At 47.3% G+C, this 12,155-nt stretch carries 10 protein-coding genes and 2 pseudogenes; 6 read left to right on the top strand and 6 right to left on the bottom strand.

The genetic code is table 11. From position 1 onward, the window contains the following. Positions 1 to 3: 3 nt before the first annotated feature. Complete coding sequence (locus tag L0M14_RS06095; protein WP_235121309.1) at positions 4 to 399, top strand: FxsA family protein; 396 nt, start codon at positions 4 to 6, stop codon at positions 397 to 399. Between the two features lie 19 nt (positions 400 to 418). Here L0M14_RS06095 and ytvI read toward each other — a convergent pair whose 3' ends face one another. Beyond that, positions 419 to 1,543 (bottom strand): sporulation integral membrane protein YtvI, encoded by a 1,125-nt coding sequence (gene ytvI, locus L0M14_RS06100; protein WP_235121310.1) that lies wholly within the window; start codon positions 1,541 to 1,543, stop codon positions 419 to 421. Positions 1,544 to 1,848: 305 nt separating this feature from the next. Between ytvI and L0M14_RS06105 the strand changes: the two genes are divergently transcribed. Further along, positions 1,849 to 3,903: an RNA degradosome polyphosphate kinase gene (locus tag L0M14_RS06105; protein WP_235122829.1), complete on the top strand. Its 2,055-nt coding sequence runs from the start codon at positions 1,849 to 1,851 to the stop codon at positions 3,901 to 3,903. On the opposite strand, the gene L0M14_RS06110 is transcribed toward L0M14_RS06105, so the two are convergent. The 3 genes and pseudogenes from L0M14_RS06110 to L0M14_RS06120 all read right to left on the bottom strand — a co-directional run bounded on the left by L0M14_RS06110 (position 3,869) and on the right by L0M14_RS06120 (position 5,398). After that, positions 3,869 to 4,519 carry a hypothetical protein gene (locus L0M14_RS06110; RefSeq protein ID WP_235121311.1) on the bottom strand — a complete coding sequence of 217 codons (651 nt, stop codon included), beginning with the start codon at positions 4,517 to 4,519 and terminating at the stop codon, positions 3,869 to 3,871. The two genes, L0M14_RS06105 and L0M14_RS06110, sit on opposite strands and share 35 nt — an antisense overlap. A 27-nt stretch (positions 4,520 to 4,546) precedes the next feature. Continuing rightward, positions 4,547 to 4,630, bottom strand: a pseudogene (locus L0M14_RS31435) (hypothetical protein); the annotation flags it as partial. Positions 4,631 to 4,744: 114 nt separating this feature from the next. Further along, the gene (locus L0M14_RS06120; RefSeq protein ID WP_235121312.1) at positions 4,745 to 5,398 is read right to left on the bottom strand and encodes a Ppx/GppA phosphatase family protein; all 654 of its coding nucleotides are present in this window, start codon (positions 5,396 to 5,398) and stop codon (positions 4,745 to 4,747) included. Between the two features lie 283 nt (positions 5,399 to 5,681). On the opposite strand from L0M14_RS06120, the gene citZ reads away from it, so the two are divergent. From citZ to L0M14_RS06140, 4 genes and pseudogenes are all read left to right on the top strand, one after another. Further along, positions 5,682 to 6,794, top strand: a complete 1,113-nt coding sequence (gene citZ, locus L0M14_RS06125) for a citrate synthase (RefSeq protein WP_235121313.1) — start codon at positions 5,682 to 5,684, stop codon at positions 6,792 to 6,794. 210 nt (positions 6,795 to 7,004) lie between these two features. Then, positions 7,005 to 8,302, top strand: a pseudogene (gene icd, locus L0M14_RS06130) (NADP-dependent isocitrate dehydrogenase). Between the two features lie 57 nt (positions 8,303 to 8,359). Beyond that, entirely contained in the window at positions 8,360 to 9,301 is a 942-nt protein-coding gene (gene mdh / locus L0M14_RS06135) for a malate dehydrogenase (protein ID WP_235121314.1), read from the top strand. A gap of 197 nt (positions 9,302 to 9,498) precedes the next feature. Further along, positions 9,499 to 9,924: a hypothetical protein gene (locus L0M14_RS06140; protein ID WP_235121315.1), complete on the top strand. Its 426-nt coding sequence runs from the start codon at positions 9,499 to 9,501 to the stop codon at positions 9,922 to 9,924. A 93-nt stretch (positions 9,925 to 10,017) separates the two neighbouring features. Here L0M14_RS06140 and yfbR read toward each other — a convergent pair whose 3' ends face one another. Both yfbR and L0M14_RS06150 read right to left on the bottom strand, forming a co-directional pair. Further along, entirely contained in the window at positions 10,018 to 10,599 is a 582-nt protein-coding gene (gene yfbR / locus L0M14_RS06145; protein ID WP_235121316.1) for a 5'-deoxynucleotidase, read from the bottom strand. Positions 10,600 to 10,877: 278 nt separating this feature from the next. Then, entirely contained in the window at positions 10,878 to 12,026 is a 1,149-nt protein-coding gene (locus tag L0M14_RS06150) for a polysaccharide deacetylase family protein (protein ID WP_235121317.1), read from the bottom strand. Positions 12,027 to 12,155 lie beyond the last annotated feature (129 nt).

The raw sequence follows: 12,155 nt of genomic DNA on the forward strand, positions 1-12,155 counted from the left end.
AACTTGTACCGACTGCTTCTTGCTTTGTTCATTGTTGTGCCAGCTGTAGAGTTGACATTATTGATCACCTTGGGTCATTGGATCGGAGGATGGACGACTTTTGCGCTTATTTTGCTAAGCGGTTTTTTGGGAGCTTACTTTGCAAAACGTGAAGGTAAGAAGGTATGGGAGTATGCGAAGTACGAGTGGTCTAAAGGGCAAATGCCGACACAGCAGCTGCTTGATGGAATTTGTATCTTCATTGGCGGTTTGCTCATGATTACACCAGGTATTGTTACGGATATTCTAGGCTTCCTGCTTGTGTTACCTTGGACGCGTCCCATTTTTAAAGTATTGCTTATGGCTGTTCTTCAGAAAAGGATAGGAAGAAGGTATAGAAAGCATGACTGTATTCAATAAAACAGGCCCGGCGCTCCGATCATTCGGAAGCCGAGCCCTTTTTTATATAAGAGGCGATATCGTGAAAAATTCTTGCCCGATAAAAAGCGGAGAAGATAACAAGCGAAACCGGTCCAACGATAAGTCCTCCTAGACCAAACAGCTTTAAACCCACAAACATAGCGATTAAAGTGGCTAGCGGGTCAAGGCCTACGCTGGATGCCAATACCTTGGGCTCCATGATCTGCCGCGCTATCAGAATCACACCATAGAGCACGCTAAGTCCAATACCTAGATAAATGTTGCCTTGCGCAAAGAATACATAAAGAATCCAAGGAACCATGACCGCACCTGTTCCCAGATATGGCATGAGATCAGCAAGTCCTGTCAATAAGCCAATGGTGATCGCGTAGGGGACTCTTAGAACAAGAAGACCGATAATGACGACCAATGCAGTCATGGATACGAGAATGAGTTGGGCTTTGATGTACCCGAACAATGCTTTCTGTAGGTCGGTTCGGATAAGCCTGGAGGTCTTTACAACGGCATCCGATAGAATACCGGAATAGCGGCTAATGATTTGATACCAATCTTTATTAATGAAGAACGTCGCCAGAAGAACGATGATCGTTAGTGTTGCAATATTCGGGAGCGAGGTCAGCAGCTTCTTTAAGGTGTCAAACACATAGCCAATCACGAGCTTGCTTACATCGGCGATGGAGCCTGCAGTTGATGATAAATTGTTGTTTACGGTTTCCTGATATTTTGGATTATTTTCAAAAAACTCGTTGATTCTCTCGATAATGTCTTGGAATGTTGTTGAATTGATAAATACATTAAACTGGGCGACCCATTCGTTAATCTGTTCTTGAAGCGTATCTGCCAGTGAACCGAGCTCAACGACAATATTGGCCACCAGGAGGGTAATTGCAGTGATCATCCCGCCCAAGAAGAGTAACATGGAAACCGTCACGGCTAACCAACGTGGAAACCTCAGCTTATAATGAAAAATTCCAACAAGCGGGTTTAACATGAAGGCAAGCAGCCAACCAAAAAGAAACGGATAAATAAGCGGTGTTACATAATAGATGAACAAGCCGATGATGAAAACGATCAGCGATACCCAAATGCCCCTAAAAATTTGGTGAACTAATTTCGGATTCAAGATATTTATGGCAGATCCTCTCCTTGCTTGATTAGCCAGCTATCTGGAATGTCTAGAATTATGTTTTTCCACATAATTGTATTGTAACACCCTTTTTCAGGAAAGCGAAAATCCCAAACCTTTACAAAAACTTAACATTAGCAAATGGTATACCTTACATTGTCCGATCAGACAGGTCATAGTACAATAAATATATCAATATTGATTAAAAATTGGAATTTACTTACGGAGGCACTATGAGTATTGCGAGAGAACCGGTGGCGAAGGAAGTCAAAGACGTTAGAGTTGTTAATGAGGTTTCTTCGATGTACCTGAATCGGGATTTGAGCTGGATTGAATTTAACAGACGCGTTTTGGAGGAAGCTCAAGACCCCAGCACACCGCTGCTCGAGCGGGTTAAATTTTTGTCGATTGTTTCTAGCAATTTAGATGAATTTATGAGTGTTCGTGTCGCCGGTCTGAAGGATCAGATGAAGGCGGGCTATAACAAAAAAGATTTTACCGGCTATACCCCTGCGGGCTTGATAAAGCGAATTATGAAACGAACAGCAAAGATGGTATCGGAGCAATACAAAGCGTACCGTGAAGTGTCGCGACTGCTCATGAAAGAGGGCATTGTTTTTACCGAATATGAAGAGCTCAACATCAGCCAGAAGAAGGCCATGGACGCCTACTACCACGATATTATTTTTCCAGTCTTGACACCTATGGCGGTAGACCAGAGCCGGCCGTTTCCGCTTGTACATAATCAGTCCGTATATTTGGCCGTTGTTCTAGTTCGTGATGGAGACGATCCGGACGATGACCCCTATTTTGCAATCGTACAGGTACCAAGTAATTTATCCAGGTACATACCTGTTCCGACACGCACCAATAGTAAGAAGCAGGAATTTATTTTGTTGGAAGAGTTGATCGAGCATCATATCCAATCATTGTTTAGCGGATATATCCCGATCGCGGTACATGCGTTTAGGTTGACTAGAAATGCAGATTTGACACTGAATGAAGAAGGCGCCGAGGATCTTCTCGAGGAAATTGAGAAGGAGCTGCGCCGCCGCAGATGGGGCTCGCCGGTTCGGTTGGAAGTACAGCAAGGCATGCACCCTTATGCACTATCCCAGCTGCAGGATGAATTTGAGATCAATGAGAATGTTTTTGAAATCGACGGTCCGCTGGACCTGACTTATTTTATGAAGCTGGCCGGAGGATTGCAAGGCTTTGATCATTTGCGCTTTCCGCGAATCACAGCTAAGTACCCTGTTGAGTTCGAAGACGTCGAGGATTTCTTTACGCTATTAAAGCAGCAGGATGTCCTATTACATCACCCCTATGAATCTTTCGATGCTGTGACAGATTTTGTCGTACAGGCGGCATATGACCCGCAGGTGCTGGCAATTAAGATGACGCTGTACAGGGTCAGCGGAAATTCACCGATTATTCAGGCCTTGGCCAGAGCAGCCGAATCAGGCAAGCAGGTAACGGTAGTCGTTGAGCTAAAGGCTAGGTTCGATGAAGAACGCAACATTGCTTGGGCAAGGAAGCTTGAAAAGTCGGGCTGTCATGTGGTGTACGGGCTAGTCGGATTAAAAACACATGCGAAAATTACGCTGGTAGTCAGACAGGAAGATAATACGCTGCGAAGATATGTTCATGTGGGTACGGGCAATTATAATGACAGCACGGCTAGACTTTACACAGATGTTGGTTTGTTCACCTCTCATGGGGTTATCGGGGAAGATGCTTCTGCGCTTTTTAACGAAATTACCGGCTATTCGGCTCCGCACGACTGGCAGGCTTTTGCCGTTGCTCCGACGGATTTGAAGGATAAACTATTTGAATTGATTGAAAGGGAAGCGGAGCATGCTAGGGCAGGTAGACCGGCTCACATTATCGCGAAAATGAACTCGCTTTCCAACCAACAGATGGTTGATGCACTGTATGCCGCGTCACAAGCTGGTGTAAAGATCGATCTGATCATTCGCGGAGTTTGCTGCCTTCGTCCTGGCGTACCAGGCCTTAGTGAGAATATCACGGTTCGAAGCATCGTTGACCGCTTCTTGGAGCATTCTCGGAGCTACTATTTTGAGAATGGCGGTCATGTGGATGTGTATCTGTCGTCTGCGGATTGGATGACGCGCAATCTGACCAGACGGATCGAGCTCATGTGTCCGGTATTCGATAATACGCTCAAGAAAATGATGATTCAAATCTTGCGATTGAGCTTGAATGATAATGTCAAGGCTAGAGAGTTGATGCCTAATGGTATGTACATGAGGGTAAAAAACGAACTGACCCCTTATCGGAGCCAGTTCGAGGCTTTGAAGATTACATCTTGGAAAAAACTCCAGCTTGAGCCTTAAGTGACAGTCCCCAAGCTTTCTCGAATTCTTTAGTGAAATCGGCGATCTCGCGCATCTCGGCAGCGGCGCTGTGGGAGCACAATAGCTTAAGCAGCATGGTTTTGCCTTCAACTGCGATCACTATGTCTTGAATCGGCTGTGTTTCACTCCGGTCGAGACCTGCTGCTAACTGTACCAGGGTACCTAGTTGATTGACCACTGTTTCGTCGGATTCTTCCAGAATGTCCTTGTACGTTGAGGCCAGTTGGTGGGTCCGGCTTTTTGTTTTATGCGATGCGATCAGCGAGCAAAGCACGATTTCGCGATGGCTTAGACCATCGATCCGCGCCTGCGCAATCATATATTGCGTATGCTTGGTAAATTGATAGTAATTAATGCTGGAACCGATTCGATAGAGCAAGGATGCTGCGTGCACGTAAGATCTGTATCTTGCTGGCAGAGTAAGTATCGGTGCCAGAAAATCGAAAAGCTGCAGCGCGAGCTTGTTAACCTGTTTGACATGCTCAAGCACACCGCCCGGATGAAGCTGGAGCATATTATGAATGCTTTCTTCCAACACATTGTTAAGCTGCGGCTTGTCGGGATTCAGCATTTCATAGAAAAGGCCATCCCGCAATCCCGATCCGCTTATGATAAATTGGGAGGCGCGAGTCTCTTCGTAAATAACGCTGAGAATCTCCAAACCTGGAATGATGATATCAGCGCGCTCTTTGGCGAGGCCGTCTATTTTTTCTCTTTTCCAGTGGTAAAGACGATAGCAAAGTTAGAAAATTTTCGATCTCCCCTGGCTTAATCATGTAGTTATGTGCAAGCTGGAGCGAATATTTGTTTTTTTTCTGGCTCATTTTACCGAGTGTACGGATCGTCCCGCCAAGTCCGACCATAGGAAGTCCCGGAGCTGATTGTATCCAAGGGTGAAGGGCAAGCGCATCTTGTACCATCTGGCGAATTTGGAGGAGCTCCTCTTCAAGAGAGCCCCGCTAGAGATATATTGACGTGCCGTATTGACCGCGCCAAACGGAAAGGAATGGCTGTAAACAAGCATCCGATCCCGAAAAAGGGTCACCTCTGTGCTTCCCCCTCCGATATCGATAATGAGGCCGTCTTGTATATCAATCGTATTGATGACTCCAAGAAAACCGTATCTAGCCTCTTCTTCTCCGCTCAGTACTTCGATCTGGAGTCCTGTATGCTCATCGAGTACCCTGACAATCTCCTGACTGTTCCCAGCATTACGTATGGCAGCGGTAGCGACGACTCTCATATCTGTAACTTTGTAAGAACGGCACAGAGTCGCGTAGTGGGAGAGGGTAGGTACGATGGATAAAATATCCTGCATCTTCATGAGACCGTCTTGTCCGATTCGTTCACTGAGTCGTGCAGCATTTTTATGCTCGCTGACAACCCGGTAGGAACCTCCGAAGTGTTCGTAAATCACCAAGCGAATGGAATTTGAGCCTATATCAATGACACCTGTATAGGAGATATTGTTCATGTGAGGTCTCCTTCTGCTTCAGAAATCTTTGATGCTTGCCTTCCATTGTATCAATCGGAAGTGCGAACGACAAACTTTTCCTGCTTGTTCCGTATAATTCATCAAAATTAACAAAAACTTGTATCGTGCCTTTTGAGCCCGAATTCCGTCAAAAAGATTCTTTATGGTAGTGATAATGAAGTTTTATGTGCGGTTTTCTTCACTTACCAAGTAAAATCCTTTATTATTAAATGTAAGGTATAAGCAATACTATGCGAATTCAAGTAGCTAAGGAGAGATTTCCATGACTGCAACCAAAGGTTTGGAAGGCATTGTAGCCACAACCTCGTCAATCAGCTCCATCGTGGACGGCGTTTTAACGTATCGCGGGATCGATATTGATGACCTCGCAGAAAATGCGACATTTGAAGAAGTGATCTACCTGCTCTGGTTTGGCAAGCTGCCTAACCAAGAAGAGCTTACTAAACTGCAAAACGATCTTAATGCAAGCAGTGAGGTTCCTACTGCTGTCATTGAACAAATGAAGCTATATCCTAAAGATGTTAATTCCATGGCAGCGCTTCGCACAGCTGTATCCAGCCTAGCGCTTTATGATGCTGAGGCGAACGACATGAGCGCGGAATCCAATGTTCGCAAAGCGATCAAGCTGCAAGCGCAAGTTCCTACAATCATCGCTGCATTTGCGCGTATTCGCCAAGGTCTGGAGCCGATTGCATCCAAGGGCTATCCTTCCATTGCGGCTAACTTCCTGTACCAAATGACAGGTAAAGAACCGGACAAGGTAGCCATTGAAGCATTGGACAAGGCGTTGGTTCTTCACGCTGACCACGAGCTGAATGCTTCTACATTTGCAGCGCGTGTTACAGTTGCTACGCTTACAGATATTTATTCCGGTATTACTTCAGCCATCGGAACTCTCAAAGGACCTCTTCACGGCGGCGCAAACGAAGCGGTAATGGCTATGCTTGAAGAAATCGGAACGATTGACAACGTAGTTCCATACATCAACGGCAAGCTTGAGCGTAAAGACAAAATCATGGGCTTCGGACACCGCGTATACAAAAACGGAGATCCTCGCGCCAAGCATCTGCAAAAAATGTCTCACGAGCTTGGTAAAATCACGGGCAACATGAAATGGTACGAAATGTCCATTAAAGCTGACGATCTCGTGACAAGTCTTAAAGGCTTGAAGCCAAACGTTGACTTCTATTCCGCTTCTGTATATACAGCGCTGGAAATCCCTCGCGACCTGTTCACGCCGATTTTTGCAATCAGCCGAACTTCCGGATGGACAGCCCATATTCTGGAGCAGTACGAGAATAACCGTCTGATTCGTCCTCGTGCCGAATACACAGGTCCAGTAAACCAGAAGTACGTTCCAATCAGCGAACGCTAATTTCATGCTTGAAGCTCATGGCGCGGGCTGTTCGGTACCCGTCCTGGCGTGTGCCGGGAAGTGGCCGTAACTCCCGTTGCTTTTTGCGCGCTCAAGCGGCTGCTTATGCGGCTATAACGAGATATCATTATATTAATAATGTGCTTGTTAGGTGAATTCAGCGGAACGTGATATTTTATATAAGGACAAATTTATTTAGGAGGAAATACAATGCCACAATTCGAGTCTTACGAACTGCCTACTGAAGGTCAAAAAATCACGATCGAGAACGGTGTTCTCCAAGTTCCTAACAATCCAATCATTCCTTTCATCGAGGGTGACGGAACAGGTCCTGACATTTGGGCTGCTTCCCAGCGTGTATTGGATGCTGCTGTAGAGAAAGCTTATAAAGGCGAAAAGAAAATCGCTTGGTACGAAGTATTTGCCGGTGAAAAAGCATTCAACAAATTCAACAACTGGCTGCCTAACGATACATTGACAGCAATGCGCGAATACATCGTATCCATTAAAGGACCTCTGACAACTCCAATCGGCGGCGGTATCCGTTCTTTGAACGTTGCGCTTCGTCAAGAGCTTGATCTGTATGTTTGCTCTCGTCCAGTTCGTTATTTCAACGGTGTACCATCTCCTGTTAAGCGTCCAGAGCTGGTTGATATGGTTATTTTCCGTGAAAACACAGAAGACATCTATGCAGGTATCGAGTGGGAAGCCGGTTCCGAAGCTGTGAAAAAAGTAATTAAATTCCTGCAGGATGAAATGGGCGTTAAGAAAATCCGTTTCCCTGAGACTTCCGGTATCGGTGTGAAGCCTGTCTCCTCCGAAGGTTCCGAGCGTCTGATTCGTGCAGCTATCGAGTACGCAATCAAACACGGACGTAAGACTGTTACTTTGGTACATAAAGGCAACATCATGAAATTTACAGAAGGCGCGTTCAAAAACTGGGGTTACGAGCTGGCTGAGCGTGAGTTCGGCGACAAAACATTCACTTGGGCTCAATACGACCGCATCAAAGAAGAACAAGGCGCTGAAGCTGCAAACAAAGCTCAAAAAGACGCTGAGGCTGCTGGCAAAGTCATCGTAAAAGATGCGATCGCCGACATCGCCCTGCAGCAAGTACTGACTCGTCCTACTGATTTTGATGTAATCGCAACATTGAACCTGAACGGTGACTACCTGTCCGATGCTCTTGCAGCGCAAGTTGGCGGTATCGGTATTGCTCGGGCGCTAACATCAACTACTTGACTGGTCATGCGATCTTCGAAGCAACTCATGGTACAGCTCCTAAATATGCAGGTCTGGACGTAGTTAATCCAGGTTCCGTTATCCTGTCCGGCGTTATGATGCTTGAGCACCTTGGCTGGTTGGAAGCGGCTAACCTGATCTACAAAGGTATGGAAACATCCATCAACAACAAGACCGTTACTTACGACTTTGCTCGTCTGATGGAAGGCGCGAAAGAAATCAAATGCTCCGAGTTCGCTAACGAAATTATCAAAAACATGGAATAATTTCATTCAAATAATGGAAATGATAATTCCATTAAATGACTAGGAGGCTCGCCCCGAATGACCATTCGTCGTAATAAAATTACCGTTGTCGGCGCTGGCTTTACCGGAGCTACAACTGCTCTGATGCTTGCCCAAAAGGAACTGGGCGATGTAGTTCTGCTTGATATCCCGCAATTGGAGAATCCTACGAAGGGCAAGGCGCTCGACATGCTGGAGGCAGGTCCTGTTCAAGGCTTTGACAGCCAGATCACAGGTACTTCCAGCTATGAGGATGCTAAGGATTCCGATATTGTGATTATCACGGCAGGGATCGCCCGCAAGCCGGGCATGAGCCGCGACGATCTGGTAAATACCAATGCAGGCATTGTTAGATCTGTATGCGAGAATGTCAAAACAGTGGCCCCTCATTCCATCGTAATCGTTTTGTCCAATCCGGTGGATGCAATGACTTACGTCGCTTATCAAACGCTTGGGTTTCCTAAGAACCGTGTCATCGGCCAATCCGGTGTCCTGGATACGGCACGTTACCTTACATTTATATCTCAAGAGCTGAACGTATCTGTTGAGGATGTGAAGGGAGTCGTGATCGGCGGACACGGCGATGATATGGTTCCGCTGGTTCGTTACACATACGCAGGTGGAGTTCCCATTGAGAAGCTGATTCCTGCAGAACGAATCGAAGCGATCGTCCAGCGCACACGCACCGGCGGCGGCGAAATCGTAAACCTGCTAGGTAACGGCAGTGCTTACTATGCTCCCGCTGCATCCTTGGTGCAAATGACGGAAGCGATTTTGAAAGACAAGAAGCGCATTATTCCAACGATCGCTTTACTTGAAGGTGAATTCGGTTATCAGAACTTGTTCATGGGAGTTCTCACCGTACTGGGTGCAGGCGGTATCGAGAAAATCATGGATATCGAGCTGACGGCTGAAGAGAAAGCGGCTTTGGACAAAACGGCGAATTCCGTTCGCAGCGTGATTCAAATTGTAACGGGTTAAATCGGATCAAATAGCAAAAACCAGCATTTCGCCATAGCGGCGGGGTGCTGGTTTTTCTTTTCTATATGTCGTGAATGTGACAAAGGAATATGAAGATATGGTGAACTGGGGAAAGCAGTGGGACCGCTTTCTTGTCCACGCTTGCTTAATTCGGTTATACTAGAGAAAACCATTTTAAAAACAAGCGGAGGCGTCAAATGTACAATGTCATGATTTTCTTGCATGTTGTAAGTGCTTTACTACTCGGGGCTTATGTGGTGTTCCCTTTTTTGGCAGGGCGTGCAGCCAGTTTATCCGGAGCGGCTCAGGAAAGCTTTGTAGGGCTGTTAAGTTCCTTTAACCGTGTGGGCCAATTCGCTTTAATCGTAGCTTTTATCACAGGCGGCGCTATGATTCATGAAGCAGGTCCGTCCGTACCTTGGATGATTGTTGCGGTAGTGCTGCTTCTAATCATCGGTGCTATGACCGGTATGATGGGAGCGAGATTGAAGAAGCTGCTGAAAGCAGGGAAATCGGGTGGCAATACATCAGCGGATGCTGCAAAAGTTAAGGTGTATAGCTGGATTGCTGCAATCGCCGTTGTTGCTGCAGTTTTGATTATGACGAATCCGGCCATTCTGTAAGCAAGCTATAAGAAAAAGCTAAAAAAGCACGCACATCAGTTAAGGATGGCGTGCTTTTTTGCTGTTGATAAAGGAATGAAGGTGTGGCAGGTGCTAGCTTAATGTGATTTCATCAAGTGTCTTTTCGAAGGATGAGCTCATATGTGTAAGGAAATAGTCGACCTCGGGCATATCCATCTTCTTAAGGCTCTCGAGAATTTGCTGTTTTGCCACGATAAACTCCCGGTTCCCCGCCGAAAGCTCAGTCAGGCATTTGATATAGGCTTCGAGCAGATCAGCTGCCTTCACCCAACGATATAGCTCCTCATCCGGATCTTGAATCAAACTTTTGTAGACGCTGTTAATTTCCGCAGGAAGTGTTTGAATGAGCCTCTCCACCGCTGCATCTTCAATCTCCCGGAAATTTCGTAAAATCTTTTCATTGTTATGCTTGACGGGCTGAGGTATATCCCCTGTGAGCACCTCGGATACATCGTGGAACAAAGCGATGGACACGACACGGTCTGTTGGCACATCGCGTTTGTATACTTCATTGGCAATCGTACACAGCATATGGGCAAGCGCTGCGGTATAAAAGGAATGCTCGGCGACATTCTCTTTTCTCATATTCCACATCAAGCTCCAACGATCGATGTACTTAAGTCGATACAAATAAGCAAAAAAATGATGGTTCATGGCTGCCTCCTACATCAATGATCTTCTTATACTATCGAATCCATCATAAAATATCCAATCGCAACGGAAATGGATGAAAAGGAAGGCCCGACCTCATACAGGTCGGGCCGAGTATTGATCAAGGTGTGTCCATTTCGAGCTTCAGCAGATTTTCTCCGAGCGCTGTTGACATTTTGTTATTCCATTGAAATAAAAGCTATTCTTAGGTGATATGAAAATGGGCAAAGGTGCCCGCTGCGCTTCTCCAGGGTCGGGCCGGCATGCGCCCGGCCGCGGCATCACTGCACGCTCGGCGTCACCCGCTCAGCCACCTTACCGGTGGCCGGGGTGTAGACGAGCGGCAGCCCGATCAGCGCTTGCAGATCGTCAAGCGCGATCGTGACCCGCCCGTGCTCGCGGAGCACGGGCTCCCGCAGCATGACGCGCGCATCGCCGCGCGCCGCTTCTGCGGCATTCACCTGCAGGGTGAATGCCTGGCCCTTCAGGCGGAGCTGCAGCGCTCCGCCTTCTGCTGCGGCGCTGCCGCCGAGCTGCTCGGCGGCGGCAGCCGCGTCGACGCGCAGCGGCGCACTGCCTGGCTGCGCCAGGACGCGCCGCTGGATCGAGCGAAGCAGCAGCGCCGGCGTGATGTTCGGGCTGCCCGCGTTGATCCGCGGGATGCGCAGCGGATCGGCGCTTCGCGTAGCCATATCCGGCGTGATGGTGAAGGCGTAGCGGATGCCCGCTTGCCCAACCAGCTCCGCCGAGAGGTCATCGTTGATGCCGTAGGGGTAAGCCATCGTATCGATCGGCTCCTTGGTTAGTGCATCCAGCTTGCTTTTGCAAGCGGTGATATCTGTAAGAATCCTTTGCTTATAGGCATCTTCGCTCTCCTGCTTACCATTAGTCTCCAGTCTTCCTGTCAGGGCAGCTTGGCCGTTAGGGAGTTTATGATGCAGATCATCCGTATGGCAGCCAACATCGATGAAGTTGGTATGCTGCTGCATGTCCACGATCTGCTCCTTCGACATCGAAGGAATGTAGGACGCCAGCGGATCGGCAAGATCGGAGGTGATGACGAAATTAACAGCAGGAACCCGCAGACTTTTTAGAATCGGATATGCGGTCGTATAAAAGCTCTGGTATCCATCATCGAAGGTGACCAAAGCAGCGTTCGGCGGTACACTGGCACCGTTCATATAGGCATGAAATTCGCTTAAGGTAATGAAATGGTAGCCTTTTCCAAGCAAGTACTGCAGCTGTTCCTGTAATAATGCGGGAGTAATCGTGCTGGAGCTGGTGTCAGTTTCGTGAACGTGGTGGTACATGAGTACGGCGACCTGGTCTTGATAGTCGATTTGTCCGGTTCGCTGCGCGCGCAGGGGGCTGATCAGCAGGGTGATGCCAATGAGGCTGAGCAGCAGAGTGATTCCTAGCTTTTTGATCATGTAATAAATCTCCTAATTTCTTCGCGTGGACGTCGAACTGTTCCCTCGCGGTGTGGTATAATGACAGGCATAGGTTCATAGTTTTTCATTCTATTTATTTTTTTGCTTTTCATAGAGAGGAGTCCATAC

The organism is Paenibacillus hexagrammi (genome assembly GCF_021513275.1).
In the GTDB taxonomy this organism is placed as follows: domain Bacteria; phylum Bacillota; class Bacilli; order Paenibacillales; family NBRC-103111; genus Paenibacillus_E; species Paenibacillus_E hexagrammi.